This window comes from Janthinobacterium sp. BCJ23 (assembly GCF_059617945.1).
Map to the genome: position 1 here is coordinate 1,149,314 of NZ_JCAQAW010000002.1, position 18,804 is coordinate 1,168,117.

At 60.2% G+C, this 18,804-nt stretch carries 17 protein-coding genes and 6 tRNA genes; 2 read left to right on the top strand and 21 right to left on the bottom strand.

Annotated elements, in window-relative coordinates:
- The first annotated feature begins 240 nt into the window (after positions 1–240).
- Positions 241–1,956 (top strand): methyl-accepting chemotaxis protein, encoded by a 1,716-nt coding sequence (locus AC54AG_RS11195; protein WP_338679223.1) that lies wholly within the window; start codon positions 241–243, stop codon positions 1,954–1,956.
- 25 nt (positions 1,957–1,981) lie between these two features.
- Here the strand turns inward: AC54AG_RS11195 and AC54AG_RS11200 are convergent, their stop codons facing one another.
- Together AC54AG_RS11200 and AC54AG_RS11205 are read right to left on the bottom strand one after the other, a co-directional pair.
- Positions 1,982–2,434, bottom strand: coding sequence for a hypothetical protein (locus AC54AG_RS11200; RefSeq protein WP_051991793.1), 453 nt, complete (start codon positions 2,432–2,434; stop codon positions 1,982–1,984).
- Positions 2,435–2,467: 33 nt separating this feature from the next.
- Positions 2,468–3,955: a SulP family inorganic anion transporter gene (locus AC54AG_RS11205; RefSeq protein WP_034756651.1), complete on the bottom strand. Its 1,488-nt coding sequence runs from the start codon at positions 3,953–3,955 to the stop codon at positions 2,468–2,470.
- Positions 3,956–4,414: 459 nt separating this feature from the next.
- Here AC54AG_RS11205 and AC54AG_RS11210 point away from each other — a divergent pair, with 459 nt between their 5' ends.
- On the top strand, positions 4,415–4,969 hold the full coding sequence (locus AC54AG_RS11210) for an inclusion body family protein (RefSeq protein ID WP_034756648.1): 555 nt from the start codon (positions 4,415–4,417) through the stop codon (positions 4,967–4,969).
- Between the two features lie 150 nt (positions 4,970–5,119).
- Here AC54AG_RS11210 and AC54AG_RS11215 read toward each other — a convergent pair.
- From AC54AG_RS11215 to rpoE, 19 genes are all read right to left on the bottom strand, one after another.
- Positions 5,120–5,193, bottom strand: a tRNA-Cys gene (locus tag AC54AG_RS11215).
- 42 nt (positions 5,194–5,235) lie between these two features.
- A tRNA-Gly gene (locus AC54AG_RS11220) sits at positions 5,236–5,311 on the bottom strand.
- Positions 5,312–5,394: 83 nt separating this feature from the next.
- A tRNA-Gly gene (locus AC54AG_RS11225) sits at positions 5,395–5,470 on the bottom strand.
- A 55-nt stretch (positions 5,471–5,525) separates the two neighbouring features.
- Positions 5,526–5,601 (bottom strand) — tRNA-Gly (locus AC54AG_RS11230).
- 71 nt (positions 5,602–5,672) lie between these two features.
- A tRNA-Gly gene (locus AC54AG_RS11235) sits at positions 5,673–5,748 on the bottom strand.
- Positions 5,749–5,840: 92 nt separating this feature from the next.
- Positions 5,841–5,916 (bottom strand) — tRNA-Gly (locus tag AC54AG_RS11240).
- Positions 5,917–6,141: 225 nt separating this feature from the next.
- The gene (gene pgsA, locus AC54AG_RS11245) at positions 6,142–6,726 is read right to left on the bottom strand and encodes a CDP-diacylglycerol--glycerol-3-phosphate 3-phosphatidyltransferase (protein ID WP_034749601.1); all 585 of its coding nucleotides are present in this window, start codon (positions 6,724–6,726) and stop codon (positions 6,142–6,144) included.
- A 127-nt stretch (positions 6,727–6,853) separates the two neighbouring features.
- Entirely contained in the window at positions 6,854–8,734 is a 1,881-nt protein-coding gene (gene uvrC, locus AC54AG_RS11250; protein WP_496630348.1) for an excinuclease ABC subunit UvrC, read from the bottom strand.
- Entirely contained in the window at positions 8,731–9,171 is a 441-nt protein-coding gene (gene acpS, locus AC54AG_RS11255; protein WP_070302030.1) for a holo-ACP synthase, read from the bottom strand. Before acpS ends, uvrC begins: the two co-directional genes overlap by 4 nt.
- A gap of 20 nt (positions 9,172–9,191) precedes the next feature.
- On the bottom strand, positions 9,192–9,953 hold the full coding sequence (gene pdxJ, locus AC54AG_RS11260; protein WP_331777915.1) for a pyridoxine 5'-phosphate synthase: 762 nt from the start codon (positions 9,951–9,953) through the stop codon (positions 9,192–9,194).
- 30 nt (positions 9,954–9,983) lie between these two features.
- A complete protein-coding gene (recO, locus tag AC54AG_RS11265; RefSeq protein ID WP_070302032.1) occupies positions 9,984–10,826 on the bottom strand; it encodes a DNA repair protein RecO in 843 nt (280 codons plus the stop codon).
- Positions 10,827–10,854: 28 nt separating this feature from the next.
- A complete protein-coding gene (gene era, locus AC54AG_RS11270) occupies positions 10,855–11,757 on the bottom strand; it encodes a GTPase Era (protein WP_046683972.1) in 903 nt (300 codons plus the stop codon).
- A 1-nt stretch (position 11,758) separates the two neighbouring features.
- The gene (rnc, locus tag AC54AG_RS11275) at positions 11,759–12,574 is read right to left on the bottom strand and encodes a ribonuclease III (RefSeq protein ID WP_034749615.1); all 816 of its coding nucleotides are present in this window, start codon (positions 12,572–12,574) and stop codon (positions 11,759–11,761) included.
- 74 nt (positions 12,575–12,648) lie between these two features.
- Positions 12,649–13,566: a signal peptidase I gene (gene lepB, locus AC54AG_RS11280; RefSeq protein ID WP_034749618.1), complete on the bottom strand. Its 918-nt coding sequence runs from the start codon at positions 13,564–13,566 to the stop codon at positions 12,649–12,651.
- Positions 13,567–13,569: 3 nt separating this feature from the next.
- Positions 13,570–15,360, bottom strand: a complete 1,791-nt coding sequence (lepA, locus tag AC54AG_RS11285) for a translation elongation factor 4 (RefSeq protein ID WP_034749621.1) — start codon at positions 15,358–15,360, stop codon at positions 13,570–13,572.
- 317 nt (positions 15,361–15,677) lie between these two features.
- On the bottom strand, positions 15,678–15,923 hold the full coding sequence (locus tag AC54AG_RS11290) for a glutaredoxin family protein (protein ID WP_046683970.1): 246 nt from the start codon (positions 15,921–15,923) through the stop codon (positions 15,678–15,680).
- Between the two features lie 54 nt (positions 15,924–15,977).
- Positions 15,978–17,477: a DegQ family serine endoprotease gene (locus AC54AG_RS11295; protein ID WP_070302034.1), complete on the bottom strand. Its 1,500-nt coding sequence runs from the start codon at positions 17,475–17,477 to the stop codon at positions 15,978–15,980.
- A 236-nt stretch (positions 17,478–17,713) separates the two neighbouring features.
- Complete coding sequence (locus AC54AG_RS11300; RefSeq protein ID WP_496630352.1) at positions 17,714–18,049, bottom strand: sigma-E factor negative regulatory protein; 336 nt, start codon at positions 18,047–18,049, stop codon at positions 17,714–17,716.
- 71 nt (positions 18,050–18,120) lie between these two features.
- Complete coding sequence (gene rpoE, locus AC54AG_RS11305; RefSeq protein ID WP_034749631.1) at positions 18,121–18,744, bottom strand: RNA polymerase sigma factor RpoE; 624 nt, start codon at positions 18,742–18,744, stop codon at positions 18,121–18,123.
- Positions 18,745–18,804 lie beyond the last annotated feature (60 nt).

An 18,804-nucleotide genomic window follows, 5' to 3' on the forward strand; every position in this document is an offset into this window, starting at 1 on the left:
AAAAAATAATTAAAATTGCTTTGAAAAACTATTTCTCTGCGTCAATGCTATACTTGCGCCTTGCTGGGCAGCGGTCAGCCTGACCGACATGCCCCTTGCTTCACCTCCAACGCCACGCTCAGCGCGGCGCGCCGCACAGCCATCACGCGGCACCCGAAGACCCCGATCCCCTGCGCCTTGCGGCGCCTGTCCGCCCCTGCTGGCGGCGGCGATCATGACTATTAAACTGTTAGGAATTACATGAAAAACCTGAACATCGGCAGCCGCCTTGGCGTCGGCTTTGCTGTCGTATTGCTGTTGCTTGCCGCCTTGACCATCACCGCCCTCGTGCGCATGCAAACGGCCAGCGACCTGACTTACCGCCTCATCAATACCAGCATCAAGAACCAGCGCATGGTGGCCGAATGGTCGAAGATCATTGAACTCAACAGCGTACGCGGCGTCGCCTCGTTCGAGATTACCGATCCTGTCGTGCGCGCGAAGATCGAGGAAGACTTGAAAGTCGATGCGGAGCGTTCCAGCAAGCTGCAGGACGACATCGTCGCCTCCCTGCTCAACCCGGCCGTGATCGAGCAATTCAAGGTCGTGCGCAAGGTGCGCACCGACTACGTGACGACGCGCGCACGCGCCTTCAAGATGAAGGCCGACGGCGACATGGCGGGCGCCAAGGTCGTGTTCGACAAGGAAGTCGCGCCGATCACCGTGGCCTATCTGGCCGAAGTCAAACGCTTTGCCACCATGCAGATCAAGGCTGCCGACGGCGTCGGCAACAGCATCATCGAAGCCTACAGCGGCACCCGTGTCTTCCTGATCACCATGGGCGTGCTGGCCGTGCTGATGGGCATCGGCTTCGCGTGGTGGATCACGCGCTCGATCACCGGCCCCATCCGCGCTGCCGTGAAAGTGGCGGAAACCGTGGCAGCGGGCGACCTCACCAGCACCATCACAGCGCAAGGCCGCGATGAAACGGGCCAGCTGATGCATGCCCTGAAAACCATGAACGACAGCCTCGTCGGCATCGTGGGACAAGTGCGCAGCGGCACCGACACCATCGCCACGGCATCGGCGGAAATCGCCGCCGGCAACCAGGACCTGTCGTCGCGCACGGAGCAGCAAGCCAGTTCGCTGGAAGAAACAGCGTCATCGATGGAAGAACTGACCTCGACCGTCAAGCAAAACGCGGACAACGCGCGCCAGGCGAATAAACTGGCCGGCGACGCGGCCGGCATCGCCAGCCGTGGCGGCGCCGTGGTGGCCGAAGTGGTCGCCACCATGGGCGAGATCAATACCTCGTCGAAGAAAATCGTCGACATCATTTCCGTCATCGACGGCATCGCCTTCCAGACCAACATCCTGGCACTGAACGCAGCCGTGGAAGCGGCGCGCGCCGGCGAACAGGGCCGCGGCTTCGCCGTCGTGGCAACCGAGGTGCGCAACCTGGCGCAACGCTCGGCAGCGGCGGCAAAAGAAATCAAGGGCTTGATCGACGACTCCGTGCAAAAAGTCGACGTGGGCACGGACCTGGTCGACAAGGCCGGCAAGACGATGGAAGAAATCGTGCAAAGCATCGGCTTCGTCACGTCGATCATGAGCGAGATCAGCAACGCTAGCGAAGAGCAGAGCGCGGGCATCGAGCAAGTCAACCAGGCCATTTCCGAAATGGATCAAGTGACACAGCAAAATGCGGCGCTGGTGGAAGAAGCGTCGGCAGCGGCCGAAGCGATGCAGGAACAGGCGAGCGAACTGGCGCAGGTGGTCAGCGTCTTCCGCCTCGATGCCAATGCGGCGGCGACCGACCGTTTCAGCGTGAAAGCGGCACAACGCAGCGCGCCGGCCACTCCGACAACTGCGGCCGCACCGGCCCGCAAGGCATCGGCCCCTGCCCTGCGCCTGCCCGTGACACGCACCAGCAGCAAGGCAACGGCACCGGCCGAAGGCGAGTGGGAAGAGTTCTAAATTTTCTTCAGCAAGCCCTGCGGCATCAAGCCGCGCGGGCTTGCGCTTGGGCGATCAGTGCCGCCAGTTCGCGCGGCACGGATTGTCCCAGGAATTCCAGCGCCAGCGCTTCCGGATCGATGGCGGCGTCCGCTGGCAAGCCATGCTCGAAGCCGCCCACCATGGTGCGGCAAAAATGCGGCGATTCCGCCCGCGTTTCCACATACCAGCAACCCGCATGGCCTTGCACGAAGTATTCGCCGATAAAGTAGCCGAGCATGGTTTTCACCCACTGCCAGCTTTCGTCGCGGATGACGATGGTGCGCATGGCCGCGTCGATGTACGGCAGGTATTCGGCCGCATTGGTCAGCACTTCGTGCGCGGGCTGGATGCCCAGGCGCTCGACAAAGTTCACCAGCGACGCGCCCAGCGCGTCATAGTAGGCATCAAAAGCCGTTTGGCTTTGCTGCAATAATTGCTCTTGTTCGTACGACAGCATTCACACTCCACAGACATTCAACAATCGCCTATTTTACGCCACGCTCACATCGACACCAGCCCGCTGCAGCAAGGCCTGGTTGCGGGGAGACAAATGCGTCACCTGCAAATGCTTGCCCGCCTTTTCATAACGCTCATACAAGGCTTCGATGGCGGCGATGGCCGAGTGATCGGCCATGTGCAGGTGCCGGCAATCGAGGATGACACGGGCCGGGTCGGTCGCCGCCTGGAACAGTTCCAGGAAGTGCGTGGTGGAGGCGAAAAACAAGGTGCCGTACGGCAGGTACACGCGCACGCCCGCGCCAGTGTCATCGATGTCGGCACGCATGTCGCGCGCATGTTGCCAGGCGAAATTCAAGGCGGCAATCACGATGCCGCACAGCACGGCCAGCGCCAGGTCCGTGAACACGGTGATCACCGTCACGGCGACGATCACCAGCGCATCCTGCAACGGCACCTTGCCCAGCACGCGCAGCGAGCCCCAGGCAAACGTCTGCTGCGCCACGACGAACATCACGCCGACCAAAGCGGCCAGCGGGATGCGCTCGATCAGCGGCGACAGGAACAGGATGAATAGCAGGATCATCACGCCGGCCGTCACGCCCGACAGGCGCGAGCGGCCGCCCGAGCTCAGGTTGATCATCGTCTGCCCGATCATGGCGCAGCCGCCCATGCCGCCAAACAGGCCCGAAACGACGTTCGATGCGCCGAGGGCGATGCATTCGCGGTTCGGCTGGCCCCGCGTTTCAGTCATCTCATCGGTAAGATTAAAAGTGAGCAAGGTTTCCAGCAAGCCCACCATGGCCATCAGGGCCGCGTACGGGAAGATGATGTGCAAGGTCGCCATGTCCAGCGGCACCGTGGGCCAGTGGAATGTCGGCAAGCCGCCGGCGATATGCGCAAGATCGCCCAGGGTGCGCGTGGGCAGCTGCAAGAAATGGCTGAGCACACCCACGCCGAGGATGGCCACCAGCGCGGGCGGCACGGCCTTCGTGATGCGCGGCAGCACGTAGACGATGGCCATGGTGAGCAGCACCAGCGCGCTCATCACATACAAAGGGCTGCCTTGCAGCCAGGTTTCGCCTTGCGGCGTGGCCTGACGAAAATGTTCTAGCTGGGCCATGGCGATGACGATGGCCAGGCCATTCACGAAGCCCAGCATCACCGGGTACGGCACCATACGGATCAGTTTTCCAAGGCGCAAGATGCCGAACAGCGCCATGATGATGCCGCTTAGCACCACGGTGGCCAGCAGATATTGCACGCCATGCTGGGCCACGAGCGCCACGATGACGACGGCCATGGAACCGGCGGCGCCCGAAATCATGCCGGGGCGCCCGCCAAAGATGGCAGTGAATGCGCAAATGATGAAGGCGCCATACAGGCCCATCAGGGGATTCAGTTGCGCCACGAGGGCAAAGGCGATGCATTCGGGCACCAGCGCGAATGAGGTGGTCAGCCCCGCCAGGACGTTTTTTTGTATGTTCGAGAACCACTCATCCCGAAAAGTTGCGTTGATCATTGATACACATCCAGGGTCGGAACAGAGAAATGCGCGCACGATGCACAGTCATCGGGCGCAGCCATGCCAGCGGTCGTCAAAACGAAGCCATGCCGAGGTCGCACGCAGAGGAAAATCGTCGGTGACTACATGGGATTGGCGGACAGAGGAAGATTCAGCAGCGCCATGCGGCGCTGCCGAGCCTGCACACATTATACAAGATGCAGCCGGGCCCGATGGACGGCGCGGCGGCGCGCAGCGGGAGCGGACACTGGCAAGCAAATAATGTTTCCAATAGTTTTATTTTTAAAATAAAAACAATTTAAGGGGAATATTTTAAATAACCGCCGCCGTTTCAATTGGAGAGTATCTATTCAATTTTCTCCACTATTCTACTCAGCAGTGGTGGAGACTGTTGACCACATTAAAAAACGGGGCGTATCCGAAAAGCCAGACGAGTAGGGAAACTCAGGAGGAATCATGACCGACGCGCAATTATATGCCAGTAATATTACAATCAACATTCTCGTTGTAATAGACACCGATCTGATCATGGCCCAGCATCCACGTCAGACGAGTCCCGACCAAACCAAGCCTGTGGGTCTGGTGCATACCAGCCAGTACATGATTGCCACCGACCTGCGCGGCATCAATAGCGGGCAAGGTACCGCCGACCTGAGCTTCAAGGCCAATGTGGGCGACTTCGTCTCGTTCACCGGCGCTTCCATCTATGACAATGCCGATTCGGCCGTCATTGTCTACGGCATCAATTACTGGAATGGCGACAAGGTCTTCAATACCTTTGTTTCCAATACCATTACACGGAGAAATGCGGCCGTGCCGAATACGGATTCCTCGAATGGTTTGCCGGCCGTACAGCAATCGCGCAATTTCTCCAATTTCACGGCGCAGGTATCCAAATCGGGCACGGAAAATTTCTACGTCTATATTGCCGTATATAGCCTGAATGACGATGGCCAGACGCAAAGCCTGTATGGTTATTTTTATTGGGATCCACAGATTACTGTCGGTTAGTCATTTCCCGGAAACCAAATAAATATAAACCATTTATTTGATTACCGCCGACTGCAGCCGGCGCAGAGATACACCGCGACGTCGCCACAGACGAAAAAAAGCCCACCGAAGTGGGCTTTTTTATTTGCACATGTATCACATGCACTTATTTGGAGGCGAGGACGGGAATCGAACCCGTCTAAACGGCTTTGCAGGCCGCTGCATAACCTCTTTGCTACCTCGCCAGAGGAACTGCTTGGATGCGCCTCGCGGCCCACCTTGAAAACTGGAGCGGGAGAAGAGTCTCGAACTCTCGACCTCAACCTTGGCAAGGTTGCGCTCTACCAACTGAGCTACTCCCGCATTGGAGCTTGGTTACCGCCTAATCGCGCCGCGTACCGCGGCGGATAAAAAAAGGAAGCCAGCTTAGCTTCCCTTTAGAATTCTGGAGCGGGAGAAGAGTCTCGAACTCTCGACCTCAACCTTGGCAAGGTTGCGCTCTACCAACTGAGCTACTCCCGCATTGGAGCTTCTATTTTCTGCTACTGCCATCTTGCTGTACTGCTTCAGCTATCGCTGGAGCGGGAGAAGAGTCTCGAACTCTCGACCTCAACCTTGGCAAGGTTGCGCTCTACCAACTGAGCTACTCCCGCATACGAACCGCTATTTTACTGCTTTTTACTACCGTTTACCAGCGCTGCTTTACTGCTGATCCAGTGTTCACTGGAGCGGGAGAAGAGTCTCGAACTCTCGACCTCAACCTTGGCAAGGTTGCGCTCTACCAACTGAGCTACTCCCGCAGTGGACAACATTGTATCAGAAGCTCTACTACATCGCCAGTGCTACTTTTTACTGCATTCGCTGTTTTTACCTATGACACGATCCAGAAAACTGGAGCGGGAGAAGAGTCTCGAACTCTCGACCTCAACCTTGGCAAGGTTGCGCTCTACCAACTGAGCTACTCCCGCGTCATCAACAACAGGCCAGCATTATAGAGGGATTACAGGGGCTGTCAACGGGCAATATCTGGTCTTTTGCAAAATATTCCGCAGAAAGTAGCCAATACCGTCTTAAGGTCCTCCGAATAGCGTAGCGAGCAAGCGCAATATCGTGTTGAGTAGCGGAGCTGTACGAAGGTACAGCGAGCAACGGAGACGCGAGAGTGCGCTGCGCAGTAGCTAGGCGGAGCGGCCTTAATGCAGATTGCCGGCCTTTTCCTTGATGAGCGGCCATGCCAGGCGCAAGTAATAGAACATCGACCACACCGTCAGCACGCAGGCGATCCACAGCAGCTTTTCGCCCCACACGTGGGTGTCGATCGCGCCAAAGATCACTTCGTGGTACAGCAGCAAGGGAATGGCCGTCATTTGCGCGGCCGTCTTGATCTTGCCGATCGAGCTGACGGCCACCGATTTCGATGCGCCGATCTGCGCCATCCATTCGCGCAGCGCGGAAATCGTGATTTCGCGGCCGATGATGATGAAGGCCAGCACGGCATTGACACGGTCCAGCTGCACCAGCACCAGCAAGGCGCCTGCCACCATCAGCTTGTCTGCGACCGGGTCGAGGAAGGCGCCGAAGGCCGACGTCTGGTTCCAGCGGCGCGCGAGGAAGCCGTCGAACCAGTCGGTCACGGCCGCAACGATGAAGACCAGGGTGGCAACCAGGTTCTGGTCGCCATGCAGCAGCATCGACGGCGGCAGGTAAAAAACGCCGACGACAAGCGGAATCAGGGCCACGCGCAGCCAGGTCAGAAGGATGGGAATATTAAAAGGCATAAGAGAGCAATCGGCCGACGGGTAAATTGAATATGAAGAAAGTATGAAGAAAGCGCCACTAGTCTACATGGCCCAGGGGTATTAGCCTAGTCCGGTTGCCGCAACACCGGACCAGGCCATTGATCCATCAATGTAATTGCTTGTAGATCTCTTCCGCGAGTTGCGTGGAAATCCCCTCCACTGACATCAGGTCCTCGACGCTGGCGTCGACCACGCCGCGCAAGCCGCCAAAGCGCGACAGCAGTTTCTGGCGGCGCTTGGCGCCGATGCCTTCGATCTCTTCCAGGCGCGAGGTCTGGCGCGTCTTCGCCCGCTTGGCGCGCATGCCGGTAATGGCAAAGCGGTGCGCCTCGTCGCGGATTTGCGCGATCAGCATCAGGGCCGCCGATTCCTTGCCCAGTTCCTGCGCCGCGCGGCCATCGACGAACAGCAGGGTTTCCAGGCCCACCTTGCGCCCCTCCCCTTTGGCCACGCCGACAATCAAGCTGATATCGAGTCCCAGCTCGGCAAACACCTGGCGCGCCATCTCGATCTGTCCCTTGCCGCCGTCGATCAAGACCACGTCGGGCATGATGCCGTCGCCATTCGCCACCTTTTCATAACGGCGCATGAGGACCTGGCGCATGGCCGCGTAATCGTCGCCGGGCGTGATGTCGTTGATGTTGTAGCGCCGGTACTCGCCGTTCTGCATGGCGTGGTGATGGAACACGACGCACGAGGCCTGCGTCGCCTCGCCCTGCGTGTGGCTGATGTCGAAGCACTCGACGCGCAGGCTGTCGAGATCTTCTGTTTCCAGGCGCAACGCTTCGGCCAGCGCGCGCGTGCGCGACTGCTGCGAACCCTGCTCGGACAACAAGCGCGCCAGCGAAATCTCGGCGCCCTTCTGCGCCATCTCCAGCCATTGGCGGCGCTGCCCCTGCGGCTGGAAAATCAGGTTGATGCGGTGGCCGCACTGCTCCATCAGCGCCACCATCAGGGCCGGCTGGTCGAATTCAATATTCAGGATCAGGGTGCCGGGAATGAATTTTTCCGTGTAGTGCTGGGCCAGGAAGGCGGCCAGCACTTCCACCTCGATGGCTTCCTCGGCAATCGCCGCCGCATCGCTGAGCTGGCTGGGGAAATACGCACGGTCGCCCAGGTGGCGCCCACCGCGCACCATGGCCAGGTTGACGCAGGCGCGCCCGCCCTGCACCAGCACGGCGATGATGTCGACGTCGGCGTCGCCCGTCGTTTCCATGCTTTGCTGGTGCAGCACGCGCGACAGCGAAGCGATCTGGTTGCGCACCACCACGGCCTGCTCGAATTTCAGCTCGGCGGCAAACGCATGCATCTTCTTTTCCAGGTCGGCCAGCACTTCGCTCTGGCGCCCGCGCAGGAAGCGCGCCGCGTTTTCCACGTCGTTCTTGTAGTCTTCCTTGCTGATCAGGTCCACGCACGGCGCGCTGCAGCGGCCGATCTGGTGCAGCAGGCAGGGCCGCGTGCGGTTCGCGTAGACGCTGTCCTCGCAGGTGCGGATGAGGAACACCTTTTGCAGGATCTGCATCGATTCCTTAACGGCCCACGAACTGGGGAACGGCCCGAAATACTGGTTTTTCTTGTCCACCGCTCCCCGGTAATACACCATGCGCGGCGCATCGCCATTCGTGATTTTCAGATACGGATACGATTTATCATCGCGGAACAGGATGTTGTAGCGCGGCTGCAGCGCCTTGATCAGGTTGTTTTCCAGGATCAGGGCTTCCGCCTCGCTGTGCGTGACGGTCGTTTCCAGGCGCGCGATGCGCTCGACCATCATGGCGATGCGGGGGCTGGCCAGGTTTTTCTGGAAGTAACTCGAGACGCGCTTTTTCAAGTCGCGCGCCTTGCCGACGTACAGCACCTTGTCGGCCGCGTCGAAATAGCGGTACACGCCGGGCAGGTTCGGCAGCTTGGCGACGGTGGCCAGCACCTGCGCACGTGGGTCGGGCGGCGTCTCCGCCAAGGTAGATTCTGGGCTTGCTTCGGTCATTGCTGGCTCGGTTTGGGGTCAGACCCGCCGGGTCTGACCCCGGCATCTGCTTGCTCCACGATCACGAACGCGACCGCATACTCTTCTTCATCGCTGATCGTCACTTGCGCGCTCAGCCGGTGTTTTTCCATGAAGTCCGCCAGCACGCCGCTGCAGACGATCATCGGTTTGCCGCTCGGGTGGTTCAGCATCTGCGCGGCGGGCCAGGTCATCGGCATGCGCAAGCCCAGGCCGATGGCCTTGGAAAACGCCTCCTTGGCCGCGAAGCGCGTGGCGAGAAAGCGCACGCCGCGCACGGCGTTCTTGGCGCTGCGGGCGCGGAATTTTTCCAGCTCCTGCGGCCCCAGTATCTTTTTCGCGAAACGCTCGCCGTGGCGCGCCAGGGCCGCCTCGATGCGGGGGATCTTGCAGATATCGGTACCGATGCCGTAGATCATGCTGCCTCCTTTGTGCGCGCTTATGCTTTGCTGGCGATGCGCGTGGCCACCATGATGGCCTTCATTTCGCGCACGGCGTTTTCCCAGCCGACAAACACGGCATGCGCGACGATGGCGTGGCCGATGTTCAGTTCCGCAATATCGGGAATGGCGGCAATCGCCTGCACATTGGTGTAATGCAAGCCGTGGCCCGCATTGACTTTCAAGCCGCGGCCCACGCCGAACAGCACGCCCGCCTTGATGCGCTCCAGCTCGGCCAGCTGCTCGGCGCCTTGCGTATCCGCATAGCGGCCCGTGTGCAACTCGATCACGGGTGCGCCCAATTCAGCTGCGGCGGCGATCTGCTGCTCGTCCGCATCGATGAACAGGCTCACGCGGATGCCCTCGTCCTGCAATTGTTTCACGGCCGCCTGCACTTCCTTGAAGTAGCGCACCACGTCCAGGCCCCCTTCGGTCGTCACTTCCGTACGCTTTTCCGGTACCAGGCAGACGTCCGCCGGGCGGATGCGACAGGCGAAATCGATCATCTCCTGCGTCACGGCCGCTTCCAGATTCATGCGCGTAAGCAGCTGCGGCGCGATGGCGATGACGTCCGCATCCTTGATGTGGCGGCGGTCTTCACGCAAATGCAGGGTGATGGCGTCGGCGCCCGCCTGTTCGGCCAGCAGGGCCGCGCGGATCGGGTCCGGATACGCGGTGCCGCGCGCATTGCGCAAGGTAGCCACGTGGTCGATATTGACGCCCAGGTCGATGACGGGGCCGGAAGGCTGCAAAAAGCTCATATGATGGTGTCCGTAAAGTGCTGAAATCTATTACAGCTGCATTAAATCGATCAGTATCTGGCGCGTATTCAAGGTGGCGCCACCCAGTTGATGGGCCAGCAAAAAGCGCATCAGCAGCTTGCTTTGCGCCTGCGTGGCCACGTCAAGATAATCTTCGCGCTCCATGTCGAGCAGGGTCTTGCCTGTGATCTTGGGCCAGGCGTCGGCGGCGCGCGCCGGACGCGGCCCCCGTTCCGGGTCGACCACGTACACCTGCCCCGCATCGACGGCCTGGCGCGTGCCCGTGCAGCGCGTCAGGTCGGCCGCCACGCCCGTTTCCTTGAGCAGGGCGCGCTCGAACTTGCGCAGCACGATGGGCGGCGGCTCATTGTGCGCCAGTTGATTCAAGGTCGCAACGTAGTGGTCGAACAGGACGGGATGCGGGTCGTCGCGCGCCAGCAGTTTCACCAGCAATTCGTTCAGATAAAAGCCGCACAGCAAGGCGGTCTTTTCCAGCGGCAGCATGCCACCCACCCACTCGGCGCCCGTGAGAATGCGCAGTTCGGACTTGCCCGTCCAGCCCGCCTGCAGCGGCTGGAACGTCTGCAGCACACCGCGCAACTGCGAATGGGGCCGCTTGGCGCCCTTGGCGACGAGCGCGATGCGGCCGTACTCGCGCGTAAACACGTCGACGATGAGGCTGGTTTCTTTATGCGGATAGCTGTGCAGCACGAAGGCGGGCTGGCCCGTGACCTTGCCGTCGCGCGCGGGCGGACGGCTGCGCCGGGGCGCGGCGGATGCGGGAGTTGCGGCCGGCGGCGCAATGGCCGCCGGTGCGGGGACAACGATGGAGGCTGGCGCAGGATCGTGCAGCGCTGGCGTGGTGGTGCTCATGCGTGTGGCGTCGCCCCCGGGTTGCGGATTACTCGTAGCCGTAGGCGCGCAAGCCCGCCTCGTTGTCGGCCCAGCCCGACTTGACCTTGACCCAGATTTCCAGGTACACGGGGCCGCCGAACAGCTTTTCCATATCCAGGCGGGCCTGGGTGGAGACTTCCTTCAGGCGCGCACCCTTGTTGCCGATAATCATGGACTTGTGCGTATCGCGTTCGACCAGGATGGCGGCGAACACGCGGCGCAGATCGCCTTCCTGCTCGAATTTCTCGATCAAGACGGTGCTCGTGTACGGCAGTTCGTCGCCGACGAAGCGGAACAGTTTTTCGCGCACGATTTCCGAAGCGAGGAATTTCTCGCTGCGGTCCGTGATGTCGTCCGGGCCAAAGATCGGCTGGTTTTCGGGCAGGAAGCGCTTGATTTCGTTCTGCAAGCCTTCCAGCTGGAAGTGCAGCTTGGCCGAGACGGGCACGATGGCGGCGAAGTCGCGCATGGCGGCGACCTTTTGCGCGAACGGCAGCAGCACGGCCTTGTCTTTCACGCGGTCCGATTTATTGATGACGAGGATGCATGGCACTTCCTTCGGCAGCAGGTCCATCACTTGCTGGTCGGCCGGGCCAAACGTGCCCGCCTCGATCACGTACAAAATCACGTCCGAGGAAATCAGGGTGTTGGTGACGGTCTTGTTCAGCGTCTTGTTCAGCGCATTCGAGTGGCGCGTCTGGAAGCCAGGCGTGTCGACGTAGATGAACTGCGCGTCCGGCACCGTCTGGATGCCCGTGATACGGTGGCGCGTGGTTTGCGCCTTGCGCGAAGTGATGCTGACCTTCGCGCCGATCAGCACGTTCATCAGGGTCGATTTGCCCACGTTCGGGCGGCCCACGATGGCGATATAGCCGCAGCGGAAGTTGTCGGGCATTTTGGTGGCTGTCATGCTAGTGTCGATTCTGTTTAGTGTGAGCGGCGATCGCCGGTGCAGCCGGGGCTTGCGCGTCGTCGCTCTGGATGGTGGCAATGCCGGCCAGCTTGAGCTGGGCGGCGCGCGGTTTGGGCTTGCGGCTGGCGGCAGGCGACTTCAGCAGCGCCTGCTCGGCCACGTCCAGCGCCAGTTTGGCGGCGGCTTGCTCACCGGCGCGGCGGCTTCCGCCACGGCCGTAAACCTGGATGTTCAATTTCGGCACCAGGCATTCGATCTCGAATTCCTGGCTGTGGGCGGCGCCGTGGGTAGCCACCACGTTGTACTGTGGCAGCGAAATTTTCTTGCTTTGCAAAAACTCCTGCAGCAGGGTCTTGGCATCCTTGCCCAGGGTTTGCGGATCGACCGAGTCGAGGATGGGGATGTAGAAGGCGCGGATCACCGTGCTGGCCGCATCGAAGCCCGTGTCGAGGAAGATGGCGCCCAGCAAGGCTTCCAGGGTGTCGGCGAGGATCGATGGACGGCGGAAGCCGCCCGATTTCAGTTCGCCTTCGCCCAGGCGCAAAAATTGCGACAATTCCAGCTTTTGCGCGATTTCATACAGCGACTGCTGTTTCACCAGGTTGGCGCGCAGGCGCGACAAATCGCCCTCGTCGATGGACTTGAAGCGTTCGTACAGGATGGAAGCGACCACGCAGTTGAGGATGGAGTCGCCGAGGAATTCCAGCCGCTCGTTATGCAAACTGCTGTGGCTACGATGCGTCAAGGCTTGCTGCAACAGGCCAGCATCCTGGAACGTATAGCCTAAACGGGTTTGCAATAGCTGAAGATTCATTGTTGTTTCTGTGTCATCTGAGTAATTCGGCTGGCCGCCGCGCGGGGAATCGGCGCGGCAGCCATAGGGACGGCCTAGTGTATGCCGCCCACTCGTTTCGGATTGCTGAAGTTCATCCACACCAGGAAAGCCTTGCCGACGATGTTCTCGTTCGGCACGAAGCCCCAGTAGCGGCTGTCCGCGCTATTGTCGCGGTTATCGCCCATCATGAAGTAATTGCCTTGTGGCACTACACACGTAAAACCGTCTTCGTTGTAGTTGCACGCATCCTTGTGCGGGAAATCCTTCACTTCGCGCAAGTTCAACGTTGGAGCAGGCTCGTCGTTGAGGATGCGGTGGCTCACACCCGTCAGGTTTTCTTCCAGCTGCTTGTGGTAGACCGTGCTTTCATCGTCCAGATAGTCGTCCAGCGGCGTGTACGCCACTTCCTTGCCGTTGACAGTCAAGCGCTTGTTTTCATAGGTGATTTTATCACCGGGTACACCGATCACGCGCTTGATATAGTCTTGCGACATGTCTTTCGGGTACTTAAACACCATCACGTCGCCGCGCTGCGGATCGTTGACTTCAATGATGCGCTTGTTGACGATCGGCAAACGAATGCCATAGGTGAACTTGTTCACCAGAATCAGATCGCCCACCAGCAAGGTCGGCACCATCGAGCTCGACGGGATCTTGAACGGCTCGTACAGGAACGAGCGCAGGCAGAACACGAGCGCGATGACGGGGAAGAAGCTGCCCGAATACTCGACCCAGGTCGGCTGGCGCAACAGGGCCGCCTCGATGCTCGCGCGGCTGCCGCCGGCATCGGACTTGATGCCCTCGGCGGCCAGCTTGGACTGGCGCGCATCGAATTCAGCCAAGGCGCGGTCGGCCGCCTTGCGGCGCTGCTTGGACAGATAAAACACATCGAGGCACCAGACCAGGCCCGTCAACACCATCAGCACGAACAGGATTAAAGCGAAATTTCCTAAAATCACTTGCAGGTTCATTGATTAACCATCCACTTGTAAAATTGCCAGGAATGCTTCTTGCGGGATCTCCACGGAACCCACTTGCTTCATGCGTTTCTTACCCGCTTTTTGTTTTTCCAGCAATTTTTTCTTGCGGCTGATGTCGCCGCCATAGCACTTGGCCAAGACGTTCTTGCGCAAGGCTTTTACGTTCTCGCGCGAAATGATGTTCGCGCCGATGGTCGCTTGAATCGCCACGTCGAACATCTGGCGCGGGATCAGTTCACGCATCTTGGCAGCCACCTGGCGGCCACGGTACTGGCTGTTCGAACGGTGGACGATGATGGCCAGCGCATCGACTTTTTCGCTGTTGATCAGCATGTCGACCTTGACCACGTCGGCCGCGCGGTATTCCTTGAACTCGTAATCCATCGAGGCATAGCCGCGCGACGTCGATTTCAGGCGGTCGAAGAAGTCCAGCACGATCTCGGCCATCGGCATTTCATACACGAGCTTGACCTGGCGGCCGTGGTAGCTCATGTCCATCTGGATACCGCGCTTGCCGATACACAAGGTAATCACGGAGCCCACATATTCCTGCGGCATGTACAGATTGACCGTGACGATAGGCTCGCGCACTTCCTCGATGCGCGACGGATCGGGCATCTTCGATGGATTGTCGACGTTGATCATGGTGCCGTCGCGCTGGATCACTTCGTATACCACGGTTGGCGCCGTGGTGATCAGGTCCATGTCGAATTCGCGCTCGAGGCGCTCCTGCACGATTTCCATGTGCAGCAAGCCCAGGAAGCCGCAGCGGAAGCCGAAGCCCAGCGCCTGCGACACTTCCGGCTCGTACATCAGGGCCGCGTCGTTCAGTTTCAGCTTTTCCAGCGAGTCGCGCAGCGCGTCGTACTGGTTCGCTTCCACGGGGAACAGGCCGGCGAACACTTGCGGCTGCACTTCCTTGAAGCCAGGCAATGGCGCGGCGGCAGGACGGTTGGCCAGGGTGACGGTGTCACCCACTTTCGCCGCTTTCAATTCCTTGATGCCGGCGATGATGAAGCCCACCTGGCCTGCCGACAATTGCGGCAAGGATTGCGAACGTGGCGAAAACACGCCAATGTCTTCCACCAGCTGCACCGAATCAGTGGCCATCAGGCGAATCTTGTCTTTCGGTTTCAGGGTACCGTTGATGACGCGCACCAGCATGACCACGCCCACATAGGCGTCATACCAGGAGTCGACGATCAGCGCCTGCAGCGGCGCATCGGGGTCGCCCTTCGGTGGCGGCACCTTGACGATCAGTTGCTCGAGCACGTCCAGCACGCCAAAGCCCGTCTTGGCCGAGCAATGCACGGCGTCGCCCGCATCGATGCCGATCACGTCTTCGATCTCGGCAATGGCGCTCGGCGGGTCCGCGTTCGGCAAGTCGATCTTGTTCAGCACGGGTACCACTTCCACGCCCAGGTCCAGCGCCGTGTAGCAGTTGGCGACCGTTTGCGCTTCCACGCCTTGCGACGCGTCCACGACCAGCAGCGCGCCTTCGCACGCCGACAGCGAGCGCGACACTTCATAGCTGAAGTCGACGTGGCCCGGCGTATCGATCAGGTTCAGATTATAGATCTGGCCATCGCGCGCCTTGTAATGCAGGGCCGCCGTTTGCGCCTTGATGGTAATGCCGCGCTCGCGCTCCAGATCCATCGAATCGAGCACCTGCGCCTCCATCTCGCGGTCGGACAAGCCGCCGCACAATTGAATGATGCGGTCAGCCAGGGTCGATTTACCGTGGTCAATATGGGCGATGATGGAGAAATTGCGTATGTTGTTCATTAACTAATATAAGTGCGAAGTTGACGACACTGCTTTAACAGGAATCATGGGGATCATGCTCGGGCCAAGCCGGGCCAAAACCGGGCACCCCACTCATGATGAAAAAAGCGCTCCGAGCAGGACATCTGCATGCCCAGGCGAGCGCTTTTGAAGCGACAGAAGCTGCTGCCTCGGACAGTAGCTTTTTCGACCTCCCCATTTTACCGGATTTCAGAGTAGAAAGCCCGTCTTATGAGGCCGACACCGGGGCAAGCCGACATTTTCGGCTGTTTTCAGCACCAGAATGGTGCAATGCAGTGTCAATATTGACAATCAAGCTACACCAGGCAGCGGCGCACGGCCGCCTCGTCAAGGAAATAATGGCAGAGCTCGGGCTGCGCCAGGTCGCCGAACAGCACCGGCACCAGCTCATCGAAACGGGCCAGCAGCGAGGCGTCGGGCGATGCATCGATGTCGATCACGTCCACCGTGAACGGTTTTCCGGGCGGCTGCAGCAGGAGCAAGGCGTCGAGCATGTCCTGACAAAGGTGGCAATAACTGCGGGAATAGAGGGTGAAGTGCATGGCGGGCAGGATACCGCATCCCGGCTGCGGCCGGAATGCGGGATGATCACATAGTTACTTCGCCGACGGGCGCAGCGAAACGAATTGCGCCACGTCGCCACGGCGCACCAGCAAGGCCGACGTCTTCTTCGGATCGAGCTTGGCGACCAGGGCATTGAACTGCCTGGCGTCTTTCACTGCAACGTTATTCAGTTGCAAGATCACATCGCCAGGCTGCAGGCCGGCCAGGGCCGCCACGCCATCGGCCTCGTCGACCTGCACGCCCGCGTCGATCTTCAGTTCCTGCTTCTTCGCGGCCGGCACGTCGCTGACCTTCAGCCCCAGGGCATTGACAGCTTGCGCTTCCGGCTCCTTGGCGCTCTTCTTCGCCGTTTTCTCGCTTTCCAGCTCGACGACGGTGACGGGGATGTCCTGCTGCGCCCCCTTGCGCCACACGGTGAGCGTGGACTTGCCGTTGACGGCGGCGCCACCCACCAGGCGCGGCAGGTCGGAGGAGCGCTCGATCTGAGCGCCGTTGAATTTCAGGATGATGTCGCCCGGCTTGATACCCGCCTTGTCGGCGGGACCGCCCGGCTCCACCATCGATACTTGCGCGCCCTTGGCATTCGGCAAGCCCAGCGATTCCGCCACGTCCTTGCTCACTTCACCGATCTGCACGCCGATGCGGCCGCGCACGACTTTACCCGTCTTTTTCAGCTGCTCGCCCACGCGCATGGCTTCATCGATGGGCACGGCAAACGAAATGCCATTGTAGGCGCCGGACAAGGTGGCGATCTGCGAATTGATGCCGATCACTTCGCCGCGCATATTGATCAGCGGACCGCCCGAGTTGCCGGGATTGACGGCAACGTCGCTTTGAATCAGCGGCAAATAGTCGCCCGTGTCGCGTGATTTGGCGGAAATGATGCCAGCCGTCACCGAGTTTTCCAGGTTGAACGGCGAACCGATGGCGATGACCCACTCGCCCACACGTATCTTGTTGGAGTCGCCGATGGTCAGGCGCGGCAAGTTGCCGCCCTCGATTTTCAGCAGGGCCACGTCGGTCCGCGCATCGGCGCCGATCACCTTGGCCTTGAATTCGCGCTTGTCCGTCAGGGTCACGTAGACTTCATCGGCGCCGTCGACCACGTGGGCATTGCTCAGCACGTAGCCATCGGCCGAGATGATGAAGCCGGAACCGACACCGCGCTGCACTTCCTGTTCCTGCGGCACGGCACGGCGGCCGCCGCCGCGTGGCGCCTGCTGGCGCGGCGTCGGCATGGCGCCGCCAAAGAAGCGGCGCAGGAATTCCTGCATTTCCTGTTCATCCTGGCTGCCGACGCCGGCGCCGTTCATTTTCAGGCGCTCGGTGGTGCGGATATTCACGACGGCCGGGCCGACGGCATCGACCAGGTCCGAGAAATCAGGCAATTTCACGGCCGGCACGGCGGCCTGCGCCTGTGGCGCCAGGTCCAGCATGGAGGGGGCAAAAAAGACGCCAGCCGTACCGAACAATAAGGCGGAAAGCGTCTTCACTGAAAACGACTTGCTGGCAGCACACATGTTTTTTTTCATGGAAAAGATCTTCTCGAATATAGAAACGGATCAAACCGCGGATCAGACTATTGCCTGCGTGCATGATTGGCCGTCACGACGGAATCCCGGGGGGCAAACACACCCGGCAGCGCGCATGGCAGCAACAATATATCGCAAAAGCAAGATATTGCCTGCGCACAGTGTCAATCGTACCGAACTCCAGTGTCAAGAGGGCGACAGGAACGTTAAGCCTGGCATAAGATGGCAAACAGTTCTTAGCGTTGCGCCAGCGGCCCCGCCTCCAGCGGCTCGGCAGTGCCCGGCGGCACGATGGCGGCGGACAGCGGCAGCAGCGGCTCGGCATGGGTAGCCGGCCCCTCAGGCGCCGCCTCGGCGGCCAGGCGGCTGGCCAGGCGCGCATCGAACTGGGCGCTCAGTGCATGGCCGCACTGCTCCGAGCGCAGCACGTCACCGATATGGCGATAGGCATCCCAGATCTGCCGCCCCTCATCCGTGTCAAGGGCGGCAAAAGCCAGTTCGAGTTCGCTCGCCGCCAGCTCGCCATCGGCCAGGGCGGAAATAGTCTCGTGCAATCTTGTATGCGTATCCATGATGGGTCCTGCCATTTCAAAGGGATCGGTGCGGAAACCGGACACAGCCATGCCAACCTCATACTCCCAGATTACCAGCGCTTGTCAATTGGCATGTCCAGCAACGGTTTCAATTTCTCCGCAATCACTTCGCGCGCGCGAAAAATCCGGCTGCGCACGGTGCCGATGGGGCACGCCATGATCTCCGATATTTCTTCATAGCTCAGGCCCTCGATCTCGCGCAGCACGATGGCCGTGCGCAATTCGATGGGCAGTACATCCATGGCCGCATTGACGGTGGCCGCAATCTGCTTGCTGGCCAGCACCGATTCGGGTGTATTGTTGTCGCGCAATTTATTGCCATCATCGAAGGACTCCGCCTGCTCGGCGTCGGTATCGCTGGACGTGGCGGCGCGGCGCCCCTGTGTGACAAGATAATTCTTGGCCGTATTGATGCCGATGCGGTACAGCCAGGTATAAAAGGCGGCCTCACCGCGAAAATGGCGCAGCGCCCGGTATGCCTTGATAAAGGTTTCCTGCACCACATCTTCGGCCTCCGCCGGGTCATGCACAAGGCGCGACACGAGGCGCATCAAGCGGCGCTGGTATTTCGATACCAGCACATCAAATGCCCGTTTGTCGCCGGCCTGCACCCGCTCGACCAGTAACTGATCATACTCGCGCTCTGTCCTCACGCCCAATGTCCCTGTAGTCATGCAGCGTGGGCGCCTGTATGGATATAGAGTTGGCCCGCTGCAAGAAGTTCAGTGTTCGCC

Excerpts from the sequence above, each read along its gene's own strand:
- AC54AG_RS11290 (WP_046683970.1), bottom strand. The coding sequence starts at position 15,923 with ATGCACTTCACCCTCTATTCCCGCAGTTATTGCCACCTTTGTCAGGAC.
- lepB (WP_034749618.1), bottom strand. The coding sequence starts at position 13,566 with ATGAACCTGCAAGTGATTTTAGGAAATTTCGCTTTAATCCTGTTCGTG.
- recO (WP_070302032.1), bottom strand. The coding sequence starts at position 10,826 with ATGAGCACCACCACGCCAGCGCTGCACGATCCTGCGCCAGCCTCCATC.
- pdxJ (WP_331777915.1), bottom strand. The coding sequence starts at position 9,953 with ATGAGCTTTTTGCAGCCTTCCGGCCCCGTCATCGACCTGGGCGTCAAT.
- uvrC (WP_496630348.1), bottom strand. The coding sequence starts at position 8,734 with ATGACCGAAGCAAGCCCAGAATCTACCTTGGCGGAGACGCCGCCCGAC.
- AC54AG_RS11200 (WP_051991793.1), bottom strand. The coding sequence starts at position 2,434 with ATGCTGTCGTACGAACAAGAGCAATTATTGCAGCAAAGCCAAACGGCT.
- AC54AG_RS11210 (WP_034756648.1), top strand. The coding sequence starts at position 4,415 with ATGACCGACGCGCAATTATATGCCAGTAATATTACAATCAACATTCTC.
- pgsA (WP_034749601.1), bottom strand. The coding sequence starts at position 6,726 with ATGCCTTTTAATATTCCCATCCTTCTGACCTGGCTGCGCGTGGCCCTG.
- AC54AG_RS11205 (WP_034756651.1), bottom strand. The coding sequence starts at position 3,955 with ATGATCAACGCAACTTTTCGGGATGAGTGGTTCTCGAACATACAAAAA.
- lepA (WP_034749621.1), bottom strand. The coding sequence starts at position 15,360 with ATGAACAACATACGCAATTTCTCCATCATCGCCCATATTGACCACGGT.
- acpS (WP_070302030.1), bottom strand. The coding sequence starts at position 9,171 with ATGATCTACGGCATCGGTACCGATATCTGCAAGATCCCCCGCATCGAG.
- rnc (WP_034749615.1), bottom strand. The coding sequence starts at position 12,574 with ATGAATCTTCAGCTATTGCAAACCCGTTTAGGCTATACGTTCCAGGAT.
- era (WP_046683972.1), bottom strand. The coding sequence starts at position 11,757 with ATGACAGCCACCAAAATGCCCGACAACTTCCGCTGCGGCTATATCGCC.
- AC54AG_RS11195 (WP_338679223.1), top strand. The coding sequence starts at position 241 with ATGAAAAACCTGAACATCGGCAGCCGCCTTGGCGTCGGCTTTGCTGTC.
- AC54AG_RS11300 (WP_496630352.1), bottom strand. The coding sequence starts at position 18,049 with ATGGATACGCATACAAGATTGCACGAGACTATTTCCGCCCTGGCCGAT.
- AC54AG_RS11295 (WP_070302034.1), bottom strand. The coding sequence starts at position 17,477 with ATGAAAAAAAACATGTGTGCTGCCAGCAAGTCGTTTTCAGTGAAGACG.
- rpoE (WP_034749631.1), bottom strand. The coding sequence starts at position 18,744 with ATGACTACAGGGACATTGGGCGTGAGGACAGAGCGCGAGTATGATCAG.